15 protein-coding genes are annotated in these 20,390 nt (G+C 69.6%); 9 read left to right on the forward strand and 6 right to left on the reverse strand.

Translation table 11 applies throughout. The annotated features are described in order from the left end of the window. From CVO96_RS21165 to CVO96_RS18445, 3 genes are all read left to right on the forward strand, one after another. The coding region (locus CVO96_RS21165) for a hypothetical protein (protein WP_207795381.1) at positions 1–190 on the forward strand (190 nt) is incomplete at its 5' end. 134 nt (positions 191–324) lie between these two features. Beyond that, positions 325–2,454, forward strand: a complete 2,130-nt coding sequence (locus tag CVO96_RS18440; RefSeq protein WP_103313935.1) for an Agd3-related carbohydrate-binding protein — start codon at positions 325–327, stop codon at positions 2,452–2,454. 132 nt (positions 2,455–2,586) lie between these two features. Beyond that, entirely contained in the window at positions 2,587–3,342 is a 756-nt protein-coding gene (locus CVO96_RS18445; RefSeq protein ID WP_103313936.1) for an endo alpha-1,4 polygalactosaminidase, read from the forward strand. A gap of 164 nt (positions 3,343–3,506) precedes the next feature. Here the strand turns inward: CVO96_RS18445 and CVO96_RS18450 are convergent, their stop codons facing one another. Together CVO96_RS18450 and CVO96_RS18455 are read right to left on the reverse strand one after the other, a co-directional pair. Next, on the reverse strand, positions 3,507–3,704 hold the full coding sequence (locus CVO96_RS18450; protein ID WP_133161855.1) for a hypothetical protein: 198 nt from the start codon (positions 3,702–3,704) through the stop codon (positions 3,507–3,509). Between the two features lie 505 nt (positions 3,705–4,209). Further along, positions 4,210–5,331: a glycosyltransferase family 61 protein gene (locus tag CVO96_RS18455; RefSeq protein ID WP_103313938.1), complete on the reverse strand. Its 1,122-nt coding sequence runs from the start codon at positions 5,329–5,331 to the stop codon at positions 4,210–4,212. A 463-nt stretch (positions 5,332–5,794) separates the two neighbouring features. Here CVO96_RS18455 and CVO96_RS18460 point away from each other — a divergent pair, with 463 nt between their 5' ends. Beyond that, the gene (locus CVO96_RS18460) at positions 5,795–7,735 is read left to right on the forward strand and encodes a Kelch repeat-containing protein (RefSeq protein WP_165795433.1); all 1,941 of its coding nucleotides are present in this window, start codon (positions 5,795–5,797) and stop codon (positions 7,733–7,735) included. Positions 7,736–7,820: 85 nt separating this feature from the next. Here the strand turns inward: CVO96_RS18460 and CVO96_RS18465 are convergent, their stop codons facing one another. Continuing rightward, positions 7,821–8,864 carry an NAD(P)-dependent alcohol dehydrogenase gene (locus CVO96_RS18465; RefSeq protein WP_243398508.1) on the reverse strand — a complete coding sequence of 348 codons (1,044 nt, stop codon included), beginning with the start codon at positions 8,862–8,864 and terminating at the stop codon, positions 7,821–7,823. A gap of 118 nt (positions 8,865–8,982) precedes the next feature. Here CVO96_RS18465 and CVO96_RS18470 point away from each other — a divergent pair, with 118 nt between their 5' ends. Beyond that, entirely contained in the window at positions 8,983–9,696 is a 714-nt protein-coding gene (locus tag CVO96_RS18470) for a TetR/AcrR family transcriptional regulator (protein WP_103313940.1), read from the forward strand. A gap of 137 nt (positions 9,697–9,833) precedes the next feature. Here CVO96_RS18470 and CVO96_RS18475 read toward each other — a convergent pair whose 3' ends face one another. After that, positions 9,834–11,060, reverse strand: coding sequence for a sensor domain-containing diguanylate cyclase (locus CVO96_RS18475; protein ID WP_103313941.1), 1,227 nt, complete (start codon positions 11,058–11,060; stop codon positions 9,834–9,836). Positions 11,061–11,433: 373 nt separating this feature from the next. Here CVO96_RS18475 and CVO96_RS18480 point away from each other — a divergent pair, with 373 nt between their 5' ends. After that, positions 11,434–13,341 carry an acyltransferase family protein gene (locus CVO96_RS18480; protein WP_165795434.1) on the forward strand — a complete coding sequence of 636 codons (1,908 nt, stop codon included), beginning with the start codon at positions 11,434–11,436 and terminating at the stop codon, positions 13,339–13,341. 317 nt (positions 13,342–13,658) lie between these two features. Here CVO96_RS18480 and CVO96_RS18485 read toward each other — a convergent pair whose 3' ends face one another. After that, positions 13,659–14,648, reverse strand: coding sequence for a DUF4388 domain-containing protein (locus CVO96_RS18485; protein WP_165795435.1), 990 nt, complete (start codon positions 14,646–14,648; stop codon positions 13,659–13,661). A 302-nt stretch (positions 14,649–14,950) separates the two neighbouring features. Between CVO96_RS18485 and CVO96_RS18490 the strand changes: the two genes are divergently transcribed. Both CVO96_RS18490 and CVO96_RS18495 read left to right on the forward strand, forming a co-directional pair. Then, positions 14,951–15,616: a hypothetical protein gene (locus tag CVO96_RS18490; RefSeq protein WP_103313944.1), complete on the forward strand. Its 666-nt coding sequence runs from the start codon at positions 14,951–14,953 to the stop codon at positions 15,614–15,616. Between the two features lie 163 nt (positions 15,617–15,779). Then, a complete protein-coding gene (locus CVO96_RS18495; RefSeq protein ID WP_103313945.1) occupies positions 15,780–16,541 on the forward strand; it encodes an alpha/beta fold hydrolase in 762 nt (253 codons plus the stop codon). Positions 16,542–16,640: 99 nt separating this feature from the next. Here CVO96_RS18495 and CVO96_RS18500 read toward each other — a convergent pair whose 3' ends face one another. Further along, on the reverse strand, positions 16,641–18,122 hold the full coding sequence (locus CVO96_RS18500; RefSeq protein ID WP_103313946.1) for a sensor histidine kinase: 1,482 nt from the start codon (positions 18,120–18,122) through the stop codon (positions 16,641–16,643). 408 nt (positions 18,123–18,530) lie between these two features. Here CVO96_RS18500 and CVO96_RS18505 point away from each other — a divergent pair, with 408 nt between their 5' ends. Then, positions 18,531–20,276, forward strand: a complete 1,746-nt coding sequence (locus CVO96_RS18505; protein WP_103313947.1) for a sensor histidine kinase — start codon at positions 18,531–18,533, stop codon at positions 20,274–20,276. Positions 20,277–20,390: the final 114 nt, after the last annotated feature.

Consider the following 20,390-nt stretch of genomic DNA (forward strand, 5'->3'; position numbering starts at 1 on the left):
CGGCTATTCCGGCCCGATCCACGAACGCGCCGACGGATCCAGCCGCTCGGCCAGCGTGCCCTCGCAGCACTCCGATATCCGCCGTCTGCGGCGTCTGGACTGGGCGCCCGCCTACTCGCTGAACGACGCCCTGAACGCGCTGTGGAGGGGCGCCCAGCGCCCCTCCCCCGGCCGGCAGGCCGTCGCCTAGAGCTTTTGTCCGAGTTCCAGCATCAGACAAAAGGCGTCAGACGCTTCCATTCTTCCAAGAGCTGCATGAAATCCGCTCGCTCCGCTCGGTCATAGAGGACGGATCTTTATGACGAATGCCCTAAGGAGATGCCCATGTCCATCAGACCCGCCACGCTCTCGACGGCCCTGACCCTGAGTCTGCTGGTGGCCTGCACCAGTGCGCCGCCCCCGGCGCAGCCCGGCGCGGCCGAAGAGGAAGCGGGCGCCGCGGCCCACCAGCACGCTGCCCCCTCCATCGGCCTCTCCGCGCCCGAGGTGCCGCGCACGCCCAACCTCCAGCGCCTGCCCGCGCAGAGCGGCCCCAGGATCAACATCTGGCGGCTGGGCCCGCAGGCCATCACCGCCAATCCCAACCTGCTGAACCTGCGGATGCTGATCATCACGGCGGGCGTGGCCGATCCCAACCTGGCGGCGGCGCGCGCCCTGCTGGATCAGGCGGCGGTGCCCTACGACGTGCTCGACGCTGCGACCACCCCGCTGACCGAGGACTCGCTGATGGTGGCGGCCGACGGCTCCGGGCGCTACCAGGGCGTGATCCTGACCAACAACGCGCTGGTCTTCCAGAACACGGACGGCAGCTACGCCAACGCGCTGACCCCCGACGAGTGGGCGACCCTGTGGCAGTACGAGCGCACGTTCAAGGTGCGCCAGCTCTCGATGTACACCTTCCCCAGCAACTGGCCCGAGGACTACGGCCTGCGCTACATCGAGGGCAGCGCCTCGGCCACCGCCGACCTGCGGGCCGCGTCCGGCCAGACCGTGCTGGCCGACCTGCGGGCCGGCGCCGTGCTGCCGGTGCGCTACGCCTACAACTACCCGGCCAGCGTGCTCGATCCCGGGCAGTGGAGCGCCGCCGGCCTGAGCGCCGTGCGCCCGGTGCTGACCGACGCGGCCCAGCCCGGCCGGGTCTTCGCCGCCGAGTCCACGACCACCGACGGGCGCGAACGCCTGGCGCTGACCATGGCCCACAACCCGAACTTCCTGTTCAGCCAGCTCGTGAACGCGTCCCTGGTGCGCTGGGTCACGCGCGGGCTCTCGCTGGGGGAATACCGCCGCTACAACCAGCTGGACGTCGACGACTGGTTCCTGGCCAACGACCACTACGACGCCACGACCCGCACCATCCGGCCCGACGCCTTCCGCATGTCGGCCTCCGACGCGCTCTCCACGCGCGATCAGCAGACGGCCCTGCAGAACACCTACGACGTGGCCCGCGCCTTCCGCTTCGCCATCGTCTTCAACGGCGGGGGCGCCAACACGGCCGCGCCGCTCAGCTGTGACGCGGCCGTGGTCAGCCCCGATCCGCTGACCAGCGTGAGCCGCTGCCTGGCCGGCAGCTTCGACTGGGTGAACCACACCCGCGACCACCTCTACATGGACTTCCTGGACTACACGCAGTCCCTGCAGCAGATCAACCGCAACAAGACCATCGCCAATACGCTGGGTCTGGTTCGCAGCGGCCGCAGCCTGGTCACCGGGGACATGTCCGGCCTGGGGTACTACAACCCGGCCGGCGACGGCGACAAGACCAATTTCGGGCTGGGCGCCTCGAACCCCAACTTCCTGCGGGCGGGCGTGGACGGCGGGGTGCAGTACCTCGCCTCCAACCACTCGGTCGACGGCCAGTGGGATCCGGCGTGTGCCGGCTGCGGCGTCAAACATCCCCTGTCCCCCAGCATCCTGCTGGTGCCCCGCTGGCCGACCAACATCTTCTACTACGCCACCACCCCCGAGGAGATCACGGTGTCCTACAACGCCGTGTACGGGCCGGGCGGCACGCGGGCGTACTGGGATCACAACCTGAGCTACCAGGAGATCCTCGACAAGGAAAGCGACCTGGCGCTCAGCCATATCCTGTCCGGGGCCGCCTTCCCGCACTACATGCACGCCGCCAACCTGCGCCAGTACGCGCCGGGCCGCAGCATCGCCAGCGACTGGCAGCACGCCGTGCTGAGCAAGTACAGCGCCTACAGCACGTTGCCGCTGAACACGCTCAGCTGGGACACGCTCGGCCAGTACGTGGGGCGCCGCACCGCCTTCGTCAAGAGCAACGCCCGGGCCCAGGTGAACTACGCGGCCAAGACCGTCACCATCACCTCGCCCACAGGCGGCGCGGTCTACATGACCGGACTGACCGGAACCGGGAGCGTGCTCTACGGCAACCAGAGCATCCGCTACTGGAACTTTGCGCCGAACCAGACCCTGACGGTGGTGCTTCGCTAGGCCTCACCTGCGGCCAGAGCCCAGTGATCAGAGCCCGCTGACCGGCGCCCGGCGACCAGACCGGGCACCACCCCCCCCCGCCCGGTGTATCCCGCCGCCCCCGGCGTGCACCTCCCGAAATCTGGAGACTCCATGACTGCGTCGACGATCCGGCCACAGGCCCAGCCCGCCCCCCGCAGGCCCGCCCCGGCGCCCCGTGTGCCCTCCAGAAGCTTCGCGGTCTACTACGGACAGGCGAGCCTGGAGAAGCTGCGGAGTTACCGCATGGTTGCCCTGCAGCCGGCGCACTATTCACCAGAGGACATCCTCTGGCTGCGCGCCCAGGGGGTGACGGTGCTGGCCTACCTGAGCGTGGGCGAGGATCCCAGCCCCGAGCGCTGCGTCTGGTCGCGGCGAACCCGCAATGCCGAGTGGGGCACCTGGTATGTCAAGGTCGGCCACGCCGCCTGGACGGCCCGGCTGTACGCCGCGGCCGACGAATACCTGGGCCATTTCAGCGGCCTGCTGCTTGACACGCTCGACGGCGCCACCCTCTTTCCCTCCGACCGCTCTCCCCTGCTGAGGATCGTGCGGAACCTGCGCCGCCGCCACCCCCAGGCCTATCTCCTGGCGAACCGGGGCTTCGACCTGCTGCCCGAGCTGGGCCAGTTCGTCGACGGCGTGCTGATCGAGTCCTTCACGACGTCATGGCTGGACGGCTACCGCAAGCTGCGTCAGCATGAGCTGGCGTTCACCGGGGAGATGCTGCGGCGAATTCGCACCCAACAGCTCGACGTGTTCGCGCTGGACTACGCCCTCACCGATCAGCAGCGCCGGGCCGCCCTGGTCAGGGCCCGCTCGCTGGGGGTCTCCACGTTCGTCGGCGTGCGCGAACTCAATACCATCTGAGAGGGGTTCCCGGAGAGGTCGCTGATCTGGCCCGTCGACCTCTCTGGGAATCCAGTGCATGACCGCCTTCTAGCGGCCTACCTGAAGCCCACAGGGATGTCTTTTACCCGTGGGCTTCAGGTTTGCTTTGAGCCCACAACCGGGGGGAGGGGCCGTGGAGGCGTTCAGAGGCTGGATGCGCCGGGGGACACCTCGACATACAGCACGTTGCTGCCGTTGACGATGTAGGCCTGACCGTTCAGGGTGAACTCGAAGACCCCGTGCCCGGCGCCCAGAACCTTGCGGATCAGATCGACCTGCTGCGACGATGCATCCTGGACATAGAGGGTTTTCCCCTCCATCATGACAATCGTTATACTCATACTTCACAGTACCGCAGCCGGGGCGGCGTGTGGGGCGGACGTAGACCTCTCATATAGACCTGGCAGACGGAAGGCGGGCTGTCAGCTCGACTCTAAATGTATCTTACGATATTTGAAAGTAGTAGAATAGCTCCTGGCCTCATTTGTCTCTCCTCCTAAGCTCTGGATCGGCTCGATACCCGCTCGCACTGTCATTTCTCACAGCGTTTCAGTCCCATCTTCCTTCGGGGAACTGAATCGGGGGATGTACAGCAAGGTGTCGGAAGGTGCACTGGCTGGAGCATGGTGAGCCTTTGCCCGCACTGGAGCTGCTGGTCTGAAGTTCAAGAATCGCAACCTGAGATGTCAGCTGCCACCGGTGGGAGACACATGCCTCTCCCTCAGCTCGCACCCTCCTACCGCTTCATCAAATATATGGTGATATACGTACTCCTCGGCCGGACGCTGACCTTTCTGGAGTGCAGCGTCCCCAGAAGGCCCGGCTCGTCAGGATGCAGGGAGCCCGTCAGTCCGCCGGTAGACGGCTCCGAGGCTCGATCCAGTCATGAACGGCGGTGACCACCGCATTGACCGGCACCTCAGGGCTCTCCAGACGCAAATAGGTGTAGTCCAGCTGCTGGCTGAAGGCCAGGCGGGCGTAGCAGTCGTTGAAGACGCCCTCGGGAAAAACTTCCAGAACCCGCGTGCCGGGGCGGCACCACACCAGATTCGCCAGCCCGGCTCCGTGCAGGGCCACCACCGCCGTCGCGCCGGCGAACAGGCGAACCTGCTCGGTCAGGCCGAGTTGCTCGGCGTAGATCACGGTGACGCCTCTCGCCGCGAGCGCCTGTTCCAGCGCCGGCTCGTTACACACGGCCCGGCGCGGCGTGTGGGCCCGTGAGATGTAGAGGGCGCCACTGGCGTCTGGAGCGGCCGAATCGAGGACGTCCTGAAAAGCCGCACGGAGGATCTGGCGGTCGGCCGTCCGCACGAACCCGGAAAATTCCTCACGGGGCCGCAACTGAAGCTGCGACACCCGCACGGGGCCCTCAGCCCTGACGACCTGATCGGTCGCCTGGCCCAACACGTGCGCGAGGCCATCAGTCACGAAGCGCGGGGGCCTGGATTGAGTCAGGACGCGGGCACCCGGCCAGGCCCGCAGCAGGTGCAGGGTATTGGGCAGGATCTCCAGGAGCCAGTGGTAGTACGCCGCAGTTGGGTGCACGATCACAGGTGGCCCGGCGCCCAGCACCGTGACCGGGCCCAGCAGCTCCTCCTGCCAGACGGGGTGCATCAGCAGCGAATTGAGCGAGCCCACGCTCTCCTGCAGCAGCTCGCCACCGGGCAGCCAGACCAGACCCGAAGACGGACTCACGCAGACATCGTGAAGGGTGAGCATGGGCAGCGGGTCGAAGGCCTTGTCTCGCCGGAAGGCCGGCGGGTAATCGGCTGGGAACCCATAGTGTTCGAGCGAGGCCTCTTCCCCGGGGCCCACGGCAGCCAGATGGGCCGCCAGGCTGGGGCGCAGGCTGTGCTCGGCCACCGAGCGCATCACCGCCTGGGGCAGGCGTCCCACCACCGGGCCGAGCAGGCGCCGGCGCAGGGTCGCCGCGAGGCGCAGGCGCAGCCTCGCCAGGGAACGGCTCACGGCAGAACCTGGAGCTCTGTCACAGCCCCCCGTCCGGGGCGCCGCCGACCGGGGCAGGCAGGCCCGCGGAGTTCGTCTGGCGTTCGGCTTCTGATCGGCGACGTGAGCATGATGGGTAGGCCCACTCTAATGACCTGACGCCCAGCATGGGCCACAGATGAGCATTTGCGAGCTCCCTGTTCTTGGTGGGAGCGGTGCATAGGCTGCCGGCTGATGCTGGAACGTCCATCGGCTAGACGCCTGGGCACAAGTGGGGCTCTGGCGGCAGACCCACCCAGGACGCCCTCCAGAACGCTGCCCCGCGCTGCCCGGAGCCTGGGCTGAGACTGGGTTCAGCATCGTCCTGTAGAGTTCTGAAATGAGTCTGGGTTTTCAATTCGGCCGCCTGATCCTTCGCCGTGGAGCCACCCATCCTCTGGAACGGGGCGCTGCGGGCGCGGAAACAGGTGAGGAGTCCGGCCGGGTGTCCACGCCGACCCCGCGGCGCCGCCCTGGGCTTCCGGCCCTGGCCCGGCTGGTCGGCCTGGGGGCGTTGCTGAGTCTCGCTGCTGCCGCGTGCGACCAGCCAGCCGGGCCCGACGACCGCCCCGCCCAGATCGAACTGCAGCCGGCGGCGCTGGTGTTCAGCTCGGTTCAGACCCGGCCCAGCGCAGCCCAGCGCCTCACGCTGAGCAATCCCGGACAGACGGCCCTGCGCCTGACCACGCTCAGCCTCGGTGGGCCCAACGCCGGAGACTTCGAGCTGCTGGCGCCGCCGGCCCTGCCCCTGGAGATCGGGGCGGGCGGTCAGGTCGAGTTCCAGGCCCGCCTGCTGGCCGGCACCCAGCCGGGCGTGCTGCGTGCCAGTCTGGAGGCGGCGGGGGCCGGAGAGCCGCGGCAGCTCTCCCTGAGCGGTTTGCGGGCCACCGGCCTGGAGGGCACCAACGAGCCGCCCCTGGCCCAGATCGTGGACGCCCTGAACTACCGGATCGACGTCGGATCGCCCGCCCTGGAACTCGGAACGGGCTCCGTCCTGCTGGGCGAGGAGATCCGCGCCCCGCTCTTTCGCCGGGCAGGCACCGGGCCGGTGCGCCTGCGGCCGGTGGCCCGCTACTCCCCCGACGGGCCGGCCCCCTTCGGCTTCTTCACTCTGGACGGCCCATCCGGAGGCGCCCGCCTAAAGGAACTGGGCACCATCCCCGCAGGAGAGCACCAGACCCTGCACCCGGCGGTCACGGCGAGCACCCGCCTGGACTTCGATCCGGGCGACCAGCCCTTCGGGGTGTATCTGGCCCCCAACGCCTACGCCCCCCAGGGCACCTTCACGCTGGACTCGCTGAACGGCGGGCCGACCCGGCGCGGCGTCCGGGTGTATCCCGTGAGGGACAGGGCGGGCGAGGTCGTGGCCGACACCTACCTGCTGGGACTGGAGCCCGCCGCCAACGGCGACTACCAGGACGCCGTGTTCCTGCTCGAACAGGCTCAGCCGGTACCTGCCGTCCTAGGCTGGGGCGCCCGCGGCGCGGCTCCCACCACGCTCTACGAGGGCCAGGGCGCCGCCGTGGGCGGCCGGCTGTACGTGTTCGGGGGCTTCGACCGCAACCTCGACGGCGTGCCCACCGCGACCCGCGCGGCCTGGCGCTTCGACGCCAGCGACAACCGCTGGGCGGCGCTGAAGCCGGCCCCGCAGGCCCTGACCCACGCAGGCACGGCCGTGGACGGCGCGTCCATCTACGTGGCCGGGGGGTTCCTGGGCGACCACCCCGGCCCGGAGACCGATCAGGTCTGGCGCTACGACACGGCTGCCGACTCGTGGACGGCGCTGCCGCCCCTGCCCTCGCCGCGTGGGGCCGGGGCCCTGGTGCGTCTGGGACGCGATCTCCACTTTTTCGGGGGTGTCCGGCGCACCCCGGACGGCGAGTATCGGGACGACAACGCCCAGCACTGGGTTCTGCCCCTGGACGGCGGCTCCTGGCGGGAGGCCGCGCCGCTGCCCAATGCGCGCAACCACCTCGCCGGCGTGGCGCTGGGAGGCCGGATCTACGCCATCGGCGGGCAGCATGGGGGCAACGAGGCCAGAGACAACCAGAGCGATGTCCACGCCTACGACCCGGCCACCGACGCCTGGACGGCGGTGAGCCCGCTGCCGCTGCCGCTGAGCCACATCGCCGCCTCCACGACCGTCTGGCGCGGCCAGATCGTGGTGGTGGGGGGGGTCACCAACGCGTCGGGCAGCGGAGCATTCGAGGGCCGCGAGATGGAGACGGTGCTGGCCTACGATCCCCGGAGCAACCGCTGGTCACGCCTGCAGCCCCTGCCGGCGCCCCGCCAGTCCTCGGTGGCCGACGTCATCGGCGACGCCCTGGTGGTCAGCACGGGGTCGACCTCGGCTGGGCCGACCGACACCACCTGGCAGGGCAACTGACCTGACGGCCGTGCGGGCGGCGCCGTCTCTCTGCCGGGCCCGGCCCGGTGTGGTGGGGGTCGCCACGGGCGCGAGCGGGTAACGTTCAGGACGAGACGGAAACGGCGACCTTGCCGCGCACGCGGCCGGCTTCGAGGTCGCGCATCGCCTCAGGCACCTGAGCCAGCCCGCACTCCCGGTCGATCACGGGTCTGAGGGTACCCGCCTCCATCATCCCGGCCAGCGTCCCCAGGTCGGCGCTGTTCTCCCGCGTGATGAACGACACCAGCCGCTGAGGCACGAAGCGCGACAGCAGCAGGGCGCCCAGTTGCCGCCCCAGCCCCCCCGTCCAGCGGTCGCCCCCCTCGCCCCCCACCAGCACCAGCGTCCCCGTACGCGTCAGCAGTCGCCGCAGCTGCCCCAGGGGCCGGGTGCCGCCGATGTCGAGCACCAGATCGAAGCGCTCGGCGACTCGGGTGAGGTCGGTCGCCCGGTAGTCGATGACGTGATCGGCCCCGAGAGAGCGAACGAGATCCACCTTCCCTGGACTGCAAACCCCCGTGACCACTGCTCCGAACGCTTTGGCGAGCTGCACCGCGAAGGTGCCCACGCCACCCGAGGCGCCGATGACCAGCACCCGCTGTCCGGCCTGCATCCGGCCGTGGTTCCGCAGCGCCTGCAGCGCGGTCTGGGCGGAGACGGGGATCACGGCGGCCTGTTCGAAGCTGACACCCACGGGCATGGGGGCGAGTTTCCCCGCGCGGGCGACGGCATAGTCGGCGAACGAGCCGTGACCGCTGCCCAGGCAGGTGCCGAACACCCTGTCTCCCGGTCGAAGATCGCTCACCTGGGCGCCGACGGCCACGACAACGCCGGCCACCTCCGAGCCCAGGGTGATGTCCCTGGGGGTACGCAGACCGAAGACCAGACGCATGAGGTAGGGCCGCCCGGTCATGACGTGCCAGGCGCCCCGATCGAGCCCCGCGGCCTGGACACGGATGAGCACCTGGTCAGCGCTGATCGTGGGCACGCCCAGCTCGCGCAGCTGCAGGCCCTCGGCCGGGCCGTACCGTTCCCGCACCACCGCCCGCATCGTGCGTGGCAGGACGGGCGCTGAGACGGGCATGGGGCGGGTCGTCGTGGTCGTCATGGGCTGTACCTCCCGGACTCTGAACCGAGTGCTGAGTTGAATGCTCGTGGCCTTACAGCGTAAGGCATGGCTCAACCTTAGACTTACGCTGTAAGCTTGTCAAGAGGATCAAACTGCCATGACACATCTGCCCGTCCCCGAGACCGACCGGCCACCCGACCCCACGCCCGATCCCCGCCCCGACCCCAGGCCGCGCCTGAGCCGGGAACTCGTCCTGCGAACCGCCCTGCAGCTGGCCGACCGGGACGGCATCGGCGCCCTCACCATGCGGAAGCTGGCCCAGGCTCTCGGCGTGGAGGCCATGTCGCTCTATCACCACGTCGCGAACAAGGGAAGGCTGCTCGACGGCGTGATCGATCTGGTGTTCGCGGAGATCGAGCTGCCGGCTCCACACGAGGACTGGAGAACCGCCCTGCGGGCCCGGTCGATCTCGGCCCACGCGGCGCTCATCCGCCATCCCTGGGCCATCGGCCTGATGGAGTCCCGCAGCGCGCCCGGCCCCGCCACCCTCCGCCACCACGACGCGGTGCTCGGCTGCCTGAGGGCAGGCGGCTTCTCGCTTCCGGCGACGGCGCATGCCTATTCGCTGCTGGACAGCTACATCTACGGCTTCGCGCTCCAGCAGATCAACCTGCCCTTCGACACCTCCGCTCAGGCCGCGCCGGTCGCGGAGGTCATGCTGGCCGAAATGGCCCCCGGCGACTACCCCTTTCTGACGGAGATGGCCACCGACCACGTGCTCCAGCCTGGATACGCCTACGCCGACGAGTACACCATCGGCCTCGATCTGATCCTCGACGGAATCGAGCGGCTGCGCGGCGGCGCGGACTGAGACTCCCGGACATCTGAAGCCCGAACCTCTGAATTCTGCGCCAGCGTGGGCGCGGCAGGGTCAGGCCCGGTCGTGCCTTGTCCTGACTGGTCTCCTGGGGACGAGCCGTCCGGCCACGCAGTCCCTGACCCAGCCCATCATCCCAGCGCCTCTTCAGGCGGGGCCGGCGTGAACACGTAGACGCCGTTGCGGCCCCGCTGTTTGGCGGCGTACATGGCGACGTCCGCGTGCTTGAACAGGCTGGAGCTGTCCGGGCCGTGGGCCGGCCATAGACTGACCCCGACCGAGGCGTGGAGGGCCAGGAACCGGGCACGCACCTCGAAGGGCTCGCGGAAGGCGGCGAGCAGGCGCTCGGCCAGGGGCCGGGCATCGGCGTCCTGCGACAGCGGCGAGGTGATCACCACGAATTCGTCACCTCCCAGCCGGGCCACCAGATCGCCGCTGCGAACGGCGGCCTTCAGACGCTGGCTCACGTCCACCAGCAGGGCGTCGCCGGCATCGTGGCCCAGGGTGTCGTTGACGGTCTTGAAGCCGTCGAGATCGAGCAGCAGGACAGCGAAGGGGGCGTCGGGGGAATCCCGGATCTGCGAGTGAAGGCGGGTCTCGAAGGCCAGCCGGTTGGGCAGCCCGGTCAGCGAGTCGTGCTGGGCCTGATGCGCCAGGCGCTGTTCCAGCCGCTTGTACGCCGTGACGTCGCGCTGCACCAGCACCAGCTCGGTGGGGCGGCCGGCGCGGTCACGGACAAGATCGATGCTGAGTTCCACCACCCGCTCGGCCCTGTCTCCGCTGGCCGGCATCCTCAGTTGCCGCACGAAGGGCTGGCCGCCGTGCAGCGCGGCCTGCAGGTCGTGGCGCCAGGCCGCGTCGATCTGGGCGGCGTAACGGGCCAGGGCGGGCGCGCCTGTCCGCACGCCCGACTCCCGCAGAAAGCTGGCGTTGGCGAAGCGCAGCCGCGGCCCCGCCTCCCCCAGCTCCAGATCGGTCACGGCGATCCCCTCCTGGGTGCTGTGGACGGCCGCCTCCAGTCGGCGCAGCCGGCGCAGCAGCTCCCGCAGGCCGCCACTCACGCCGACCAGCAGCAGCATGACGGTGTTGCCGATCAGGTCGCGCACCAGCGTGTAGTCGGGCATCTTCTCGACCCGGACGTGGAAGGTCAGTTCGTGCGCGGCGATGGCGCCCGCCGCGAGGATGAGGCCACCGCGCAGGCCGAACACGTAGGCACCGGCCGGCGCCCAGATCAGCGAGGGGATGCCGACAGCCGGGCCGAGCACGGGGGCAAGCGACCAGACCAGCAGCAGATACAGCGGGGTGAGGGCCAGCGGCAGCCAGGCGACGAGACGGGGAGACAGGGACAAGGCGCGCATGACGGACTCCTGCAACCGGCGTGGACACGGAGGAGGTCACGCTAGTCGTGAGCGGCTGTCAGGAGCCTCACCGGGAACCTTCGTGAACCGGCGGCCCGGAGGCTAAGGGTGGGCTAAAGGTGCGCCGGGCTCAGCCGGTGGTCGAGGAATTCACCCATGATCCCCCACAGGACAGCCTTCTGGTGGTGACCGGCCGCTCCGGCCCGCGGCTCTGGCCGGTCACATCTGCTTGGCGGCCGCTCCCCAGATGAGTACCGTGAGGATTACAAGACAGTCGGTTCCGCTCCCGCAGCGCCACACAGGGCCGCCGGACGACTGGGGAGGACTCCGCAGCCATGACGAACCACACTGCCACACACGCCCCGAAGTGCGGATGACCTCAGTCACGCGCACCCTGAGCTACCGCCCGGAACTGGACGGCATCCGCGCCCTGGCCGTTCTGAGCGTCATCTTCTACCACTTCGACCTTCCACCCTTCCGGGGCGGGTATATCGGGGTCGATATCTTCTTCGTGATCTCCGGCTACCTGATCACGGGGCTGATCCGGCAGCAGCTGGAGACCGGCTCATTTTCGTTCAGGAACTTCTATGTCCGGCGCTTCCGGCGGCTGATTCCAGCTTCCATCACCGTGATCCTGGGCACGAGCCTGCTGGCGGGGGCGCTCTTCTCGTCCGAGATGCTGGCCGAGCACGGAAAACTCAGCGTGGCCTCCGCCTTGTCGCTGGCCAACCGGGAGCTGTACTTCTCCTCCGGCTATTTCGATGCCGACGCCGTGACCAAGCCGCTGCTGCACATGTGGTCGCTCAGCGTGGAGGAGCAGTTCTATCTGGTCTGGCCGGCCCTGCTGGTGCTGGCGCTGCGCTTCCTGGGGCATCGGACGAGCGCCGTGCTGATTGCCGCCCTGAGCGTGGTCACGGCCGTGGCCTGCGTGTACTACACCCAGAGCCGCCCACCGGCCGCCTTCTACCTGACGCCCCTGCGGATGTTCGAGTTCGGGATCGGCGCCCTGCTGCTCTGGCTGCCGCTGCGGCTTGAGGAACGCTGGGGCCGGATCAGCGGTCTGGTGGGGCTCGCGGGCCTGCTGCTGATGGCCTGTCTCCTCACCGCCGAGTCCACCTTTCCGGGCACCAACGCTGTCTGGGTGGCGCTGCTGAGTGCGGCCCTGATCCACGGCAGCCGCAGCGGGGCGGTTCACCGGCTGCTCCGGCACCCGGTCGCGGTCTTCACCGGGCTGATCAGCTATTCGCTGTACCTCGTCCACTGGCCGGTCTTCGTGTTCTACCGGTTCATCGTGGAGCGGCCGCTGACCGGGGTGGATCGCCTCGCGCTGCTGGCCCTGACGGTGGGGCTGTCGCTCGCGCTGTATACCTGGGTGGAACGTCCCTTCCGGGTGGGTTCTCGGGCCTCCAGGCGCCCCGCCCACCTGGCCCTGGTGGGCGTGCTGTACATGACCGTGCTGGGCTCGGGAGTCACGGCCATGCGGACGCACGGCTTTCCGGAACGGACGCGGGTCGCGGGGACGCTGCCACCGACCTCGGCAGACCTTCAGGCCATTCAGGACGAGGCCTGCCATGAAGGCGCCGAGCCCCTGGTGACCTGCTCCTCCGCGGCCGACAGGGCACCCACGCTGTACGTCTGGGGAGACTCCCACGCGCTCCACCTGAACCTCGGGCTGGTGCAGGCGCGGCCCGCCCGGAACGTCAAGGTGCTATACAAGTCGGCCTGCGTGCCCCTGTGGGGCGTGTCCGACCTGCCCTACCCACGTTCCCGGGCTTCCCGGCGCGAGTGCGCGCAGCACAACGTCGAGGCCCTGACCTTTCTGAAGGGCCTTCCCCCGACAACCATCGTGCTGGCGGCCCGCTGGAAGAACTATCTGAATACTCCGGCCCGGGAACGGATCGGGGTGGCGGCACTGAAGGAGCTGGTCACGGATCTGCAGGCCCGCGGCCATCAGGTGCTCGTGGTGGGCAATGTCATCGAGCCCGGCACCGAAGTCATCAACTGCCTGCGATCCCCCGACACCCGGCTCACTCCCCGGTCGCGCTGCCGACCCTTCGAGACCATGCAACAACGGTCGGCAGCGATCAACGTCGCCCTGGGGGCTCTCGAGCCCACCTTCCTCGACCCGACACCACTGTTCTGCGTGCCAGAGTGCCGCGTCGCGCTCGGCCAGACGCTGCTCTTCCGGGACGGCCACCACCTCTCGGACGAGGGTTCCAGCATGGTGGCCCAGGCCATCGTCCGGGCCCTGCAGCCCCCACTGGCGACGCCGGGCCAGTGAGTGGGATTCCCATTGATTCCGTTGTGTGTTCGGAAGCAATCCGACTGAAAGGAGCAGGAGAAAGGCCGTATTTCGAGGTATGAAGGAACACCGGGTGCTCTCCTGGGTGTTACGGAATGGAGCGGAATACGTCTGTGGGGGCGGACGTCGCCGTTGCCCACCACACGGCCCGGGTTCTGATCGCAAGTTGTTGACCTCCCAGGGCTGGGCCATTCCGCTTCGATCAGGTCAGCGGAGTGCGGCCACGTTTCGCGGTGGAACCTCAATCGAGGACGCGGCCAGCCCAGCCGACCCCTGCCCGGCTCCGGCCACCGGGCTCACCTGACGTCGGGCTCGTTCCAGTCTTCCTCGGTGGTGTTGGTGGCATTGAGGATCATCATGCGGAGCTGGTAGCAGCCCCGGCTGAAGGCCACGCGCCGTGCGGAACCCGCCTCCCCGACCCCCTGCTCGACGGTCTTCAGGAACGCGCGGCCCCGCCCGACGGGAATCGCGCCAGGGGCGGCACCGATCCGTTTCAGGGCGTCCTGGATGATCTGATCGCCCTCCTTCCCGGCGACCGTGTTGGTCAGCCGCAGCAGCTCGATCCAGAATTTCTGGTGCAGCAGCGGCGGGCCGAGCGTGACTTCCCCGCGCGTAAGGTGCAGGCGCAGCAGCCGGGTCACCTCGTCCAGGCTCAGGCCACTGTGCCGGGCGAGGTCGGCGACGCTGCGCCGCGCATTAACGGCGCGCAGCAGGCGGCGGTGGGCGTCGCTGCCGGCACCCAGCTGTTCGGCGCTGAACAGCAGGGCGGGCACCAGATCGTAGGTGATCTCCGGCTCGCCGGGCGCAGCCGGGGTGGGGCTGACCGGAGCCTCGTCGGGGGGCCCGGCAGGAGGAGGGGCATACGTGCCCGTAGCCGGGGCAGCAGGGGCAGGGGCTCCGGGGGGCGCGGTCGTGGCCGGTGTCAGATCGAGCGGGGGGGCGTGCCCCTCGTCGAGGATCTGAGCGGCGTTCATCAACAGGTGCCCGAGCGTGGTCGTGATGCTGCGCTCGGGACTGTCCCGGTTCAGCTGAAACGTGAAGGCCGCCTGATCCTGCACCTGCATGAGCACGGCGATGGCGGGCAGCCCGGCGTGTCCCTGGAACTGGGCGTGCAGCAGCTGCCCGGCCTGGAAGTAGAGGTGTGCCGGCCCGTGGGCCGTGTGGATGAGCAGCGCGCCATTGCGCTCGCACTGGTGCAGGTAATCGAGCAGCATGGGCAGGCTGTTGTCGCCCGGCAGCAGCAGGCCGCTGAGAATGGTCGGATGGGAGGGCGGGGCGCCGGTCACGCCCATGAGGGTACCCGCGCGGGCGTATGCGGAGGCCGCCCCTGTCCACTTCTGGCCGGGGGATGAAGGGATGGAGAAACGGGGGAACAGAGCGAGTGGGCGCCCCCTGGACACTCAAGAGGGCCGACGGAAGTGTGGCGTCCGCAGCCTGAGCCCTGGATGGAATGGCTCGACGACAGGCAAACTTCTTCCCGTACCACTGTTCAGAAGTGTCAGCCCCGAACTTAAGGGTTCTTGACGCCCCGACGCCACGCCTCACCTGCGGCGGCCCGGCAGGCGGCCAGCCCCTCCCGTGGGGGGTGATGAACAACGTCACACCGGTCGGCTTGACCACCCTCACCCTCTCGCTGGGGCTGGTGGCCTGCGGTACCTCCAGCCTACCCACCCCCCAGCCCGACCCGGCGGGCCTGACCGATCAGGTGAGCGGCAGGGTCGTGGGCTGGACGGCCGGCACCGCCACCGTCGAGGCCCAGGCCCGGCCCGAGGGCAGCACCCAGGCCACGGACATCACCCTGTCTTCGGGCACGGTGGGCGCCGACGGCACGTTCAGCCTGACCCTGCCCGGCGCGGCCGCCGTCGCCCCCTATCTGACTCCGACTCAGCAGACGCCCCGTGCGGGCTGTACCGGCGTCTTTACCCAGAGCGTCAGGGAGGCGCGGCTCTTCGGGATCGGCAGCTTCGCGCTGCGCCGGGCCGACCGGAGTTATATCGGCTTCCTGACGCAGGACGGCCCGAACAACAGCACGCCGCTGAAGGCCGGAAACTATTTCATCGTGCGCTACTACGCGGATCAGGCCTTCACCGTGACCGGCACGCTGGACTGCCCGGGCAGCAGGATCAGCCTGAACCTCAACCTGAAGCAGGGCTGGAACGCCGCCGTGAATACCGTGGACGCCGTGTCGGCAGAGGGCAGGATCACGGCCAACACCATCAGCACGGTCGGCCTGCTGCCGCCCTCGAAGTTCTGAACGGGGCGGGTTCAGGCTGGACGATGCCCTGGTGAGCGGTCGGACGGGTGGGGCTTGCGGGCGTGCAGCGATGCCGGGCGGCCTATGCTGACCCCATGACCGGCCATCCCAGGCGCCCGCTGCCGCGTCCAGCGACCGAAGGTTCTGCACGCCGGGGGGGAGAATGACGAGCCCGCACGCTGACCTGACGTTCGTGCTGCTGCACGGGTTCGGGACGTCCGGACGGGTGTGGCACCGGGTCGCGGAGCAGCTGGGACAGGGGCGCACGCTCTGTCCCGACCTGCCGGGCTTCGGCGCAGCGGGCGAGCCGGACGGTGCCTCATCGAACGCCAGCACCGTGGCCCAGATGGCAGATCACGTCCAGACGGTCATCGAGGCCGCTTCCGTGGGCGCGTTCGTGCTCGTGGGGCACTCCATGGGGGCCAAAGTCGCCGTGGAACTCGCGGCGCGCGCCCCCGTTGGACTCGCCGGGCTGGCCCTGGTGGCTCCGTCCCCGCCGGGGGGTGAGCCCATGACCGACCAGGATCGCCGCGAGCTGAAGGCCGCCTGGAACGATCCGGACAGGCTGCGCGCCCTGTACGGCCGCATCACCCGCCGTCCGCTGAGCGGCGACGACCTGCAGGCACTTCTCCTCGACGGGCAACGGGCGCGGCTGGCCGCCTGGCTCGCGTGGCCGGACGCGGGCAGCCGTGAAGACCTGAGCCACCGGGCGCGGGCCGTCCGGGTGCCCACCCTGGTCATCGCTTCACGGGACGATCCGGCCATCTCCTTCGAGACGATTGAGCAGGACGTGGTGCCGCTGTTCCCAGCCCTGGAGCGGACGACCCTGACGGGCGTGGGCCACCTCTCCCCGCTGGAGGCCCCGGGGGAGCTGAGCGCCGCACTCCTGGCGTGGAGCCGCCGCCTGCCGGAGCCCCAGGGCTGAGCCCCGCGCAGCACAGGTCGGTGGGGGTGAAGAGAGCCGTCCGGTTCGTCACCTCCGGGCCGGACATATCGGGGCCGGACATGTCGGGGCGGTCGACCCTCAGACCGGCCGGTTGACGCTGGGTTCGGCGGCGGGCAGGGTGAAGGAGAAGGTGCTGCCCTGACCGGGCACGCTCTTCGCCCACAGCCGGCCGCCATGCCGCTCGATCACGCGGCGGCACAGCGCCAGCCCCAGGCCGCTGCCCTCATGTACGTCCCGGCCCTGCAGGCGCTGGAACATCACAAAGATCCGCTCCAGATACTGCGTCTCCATGACCACGCCGTTGTCCGTCACGTCGATCCGCCAGCACGCTCCGTCCCGCGTGGCGCGCAGCTGTACCTCGGGGGGCACCCCGGGGCGCGTGAAGGTCAGCGCGTTCCCCAGCAGTTCGCCCAGCACCTGAGCGAGCTGGGCGGCGTCTCCCAGCACCACGGGCAGCGGGCCCTGCACCCGGATCGCGCGCTGCCCCGGCTCCCCCAGGCCAGGCCGCACCGCCGCCAGCACCCCGGAGAGCGCGACCGGCACCCGCTGGGGCACCCCGAGCTGGGTGTAGGTGTCCAGGCCGTCGATCAGCGTGCCCAGACGCCGGGCCGCGACCTCGACCTGCCCCAGGGCCATGACGCCCCGGTCGTTCAGCCCGCCCGCGTGCCGGGTTCGCAGGATCTCGGTGAAGCTGCTGATGGCCCGCAGCGGCTCGCGCAGGTCGTGGCTGGCGGCGTGGGCGAAGCGCTCCAGGTCGCTCAGGGCGCGGCGCAGTTCCTCGTCCGAGCGCTGCAGCTCGGTGATGTCAGTGGCCACCCCCAGCACGCCGGACACCCGGCCCCCGGCGTCCTGCTGCGGGCTGAGCCGCACCTCGAAGGCTTTTTCCTCCCAGCGCAGCACCTCACGCATGGGCTCGCCCGCCAGGGCCCTGTCCAGCGCCGCGAGCGCCACCGGATTGCCGGCGTGTACCTCGAAGGCCGACTGGCCCAGCAGAGCCTGGGGGCTGACCCCGAGGCTGGACAGGCCCTGGCCGTCGACGAAGGTGTGCCGTCCGTCGGTGTCCAGGGCGAAGAGGATCACCGGGGCGCCGCTGACCACCCCACGCAGCCGCGCCTCGGCCGTCTGAAGGGCCTGGGTGCGCTCGGCGACCTGGCGTTCCAGGGTCACGTTCAGCGCGGCCAGCCGCTCGGCGCGCTCCCGGGCGCGGCTGTGCAGCCGGCCTACCAGCACGGCGATGGCCGGGTAGGTCACGCCCAGGGGCCACAGCCGGTCGAGGTCGTCCTGGGAGAACCGCGGGGGCAGGAGCGCATCGGCGACGTTGTAGGCCGAATAGAGCCAGGCGAGGGCCGCGCCCGCGAGCCCGGCGCGCACGCCGCCGACAAAGGTCGTGGCCACCACGGCGAGGAAGAGGAAGCCGCCCGGATACGGCACGCGCAGGTCGGTGGCCTTCAGCAGCAGCAGCGCGGCGATGGTCAGGAGCGTGATGCCGATCCCTGGGCGCTCGCCGGGCCGCCAGCGCGGGGCTGCACGGAGCGTCTGGCGGGCGGTCTGGGCGCTCATGCGGGCTCCAGGGTAGCAGGGGCCGGACGAGATGGGCGGCCGGGTCAGTCCGTGCGTCAGGGCAACCGCAAGGTCAGTCAAGGTCAGCGAGGTGGTGATTCCGATCACGCTGCGGACGACCCCGCTGCTGTGCAGCTCTCCGACCTAGATCAACCTCTTTGACTTCGCGGTTGCCCTGGTTCATGCGTCTGGAAGCGGTCCGCCCCTTTGCCTGGGCCGATCCATACTTCTTCCCCAGTGGACGGCCAGCTATCGGTAACCAGAGCAACGTGAGTGCGAGCCGACTCAATTCCGACCTGGGCCGGAGCCCGAAGCGCCCGAAATCCTGGGCTGGGCTACAGACTCTATCGGAGACATAAAGAGCGCTGCAGGGAGCGTTCAGGCTGTGCTCGGTAGCATACGGCGCTGATGCTGGACTTCCCCCTCTCGTCTGACCGCCTGTTTCCCGGCACCAGTGAACTGGCCGGGCTCATGCGCGGCCTGGACTGGTCGGCCACCGCGCTGGGCCCACCCGCCGGCTGGCCGGTCAGTCTGCGGACGATGGTCGGTGTGGTGCTCGGCAGCCCCTGGCCCATGATCGTCCTCTGGGGCAGGGAACTCGTGCAGCTCTACAACGATCCCTACCGCGACCTGATGGGCGCCAAGCACCCGGCCGGACTCGGCCAGCCCACCCAGGAGTGCTGGCCGGAGGTCTGGGATTTCAACGCGCCGCTGTATGAGGGCGTGCAGGAACGCGGGGAGTCCTTCGAGTTCACCGATCAGCCCCTGGTGATCACCCGGCACGGCGTCGAGGAGACGGCCTACTTCACCCTCTGCTTCAGCCCCATCTACGATCAGGCCCGTGTAGGGGGCGTGCTGGTGGCCGTTCAGGAGACCACGGCGCGCGTCCTGGCCGAGCGGAGCCTCTCGGAGAGCACCGAGCAGCTGCAGCGCCGCAGGGAGGAGGTGGAAATCCGCAATCAGGCGCTGGAAGCCTTCGCGCACCTGACCCGGGAGCTGAGCTTCGAGACCGACCGCCTGGCGCTGATCCAGCGGGCGCAACAGATCGTGCTGGGCCTGTTGCCGGCGGGTCACGCGCTCTACTACGAGATGGAACACGGCCGCTGGCGCTGCCGCTCGCAGGTCGGGGATCTGGGAGACGAGCGGCTGCAGGCGGTGGTGGACGGGGGGCTGGACTACACGGCCGTGGACGTGCTGCGGCCGTTCACCACCCTGCAGGCGTGGTACCAGGATCAGCATCTGCCCGGCGGCGACACCCCGGCCGACGTGATTCGCCCTGTCGGCACCGCCGCCTCCATACCCGTGCTGGTGGGTGGACAGCCCATCGGGGTGTTCTGCGTGGGGCTGTTCGAGCAGCGCACGTGGACTTCGGTCGACCGGGCCGTGCTGGACACGGCGATGTTCAGCCTGACCCTGGCCCTGGAGCGGGCCAGCAGCGTGGCCCGGATCGCCGACGAGCGGCACAAGCTGGAGGTCGCCAACGAGGATCTGGAGGCCTTCGCCTACAGCGTCTCACACGACCTGCGAACTCCGATCCGGCATATCCAGGGCTTCAGCCAGATGCTCCGCAAGTCGCTCGGGAGCCGGCTGGACGACGCCTCGGGCCGCTACCTGCAGGTGATGGACGAATCGGCGGGCCGCATGAACTCGCTCATCGACGCCATGCTCGACCTCTCCCGCACCTCGCGCCAGCCCCTCGATCTGCAGCCAGTCGATCTGGAGGCGCTGGCGCACACCGTCCGGAGCGAGCTGGAGCCGGAGATGCAGGGCCGGCAGGTCGAGTGGTTCTTGGGGCCCCTGCCGCTGGTCAGCGGGGACGCCGATCTGCTGCGGCAGGTGCTGCTGAACCTGTTCTCGAACGCCCTGAAATATACGCGCAGCCGGGCCCTTACCCGGATCGAGGTGTGGGCCGACGAGCGGCCGGACAGCTGGGTGATCACCGTGCGGGACAACGGCGTGGGCTTCGACGAGCGCTACAAGTCCAGGCTGTTCGGGGTCTTCCAGCGCCTCCACCGGGAAGATGAGTTCGAGGGCACCGGGGTGGGTCTGGCGAACGTGCGGCGCATCATCCTCAGGCATGGCGGCCGGGTGTCTGCCGAGAGCCGCCTGGGCGAGGGCGCGAGTTTCTGCTGCACCCTGCCGAAAGTCCACTGAATCGCCGCCGGGTCGTCGTCGAACGGGCCTGGGGGTAAGCACGGGGAGACGGCCGCCGGGGGCGCTATCGATCCGACCCTCCGCCGCCGGGTGCCTCTCCGACCCGTGGCCTGC

This window comes from Deinococcus koreensis (genome assembly GCF_002901445.1).
In the GTDB taxonomy this organism is placed as follows: domain Bacteria; phylum Deinococcota; class Deinococci; order Deinococcales; family Deinococcaceae; genus Deinococcus; species Deinococcus koreensis.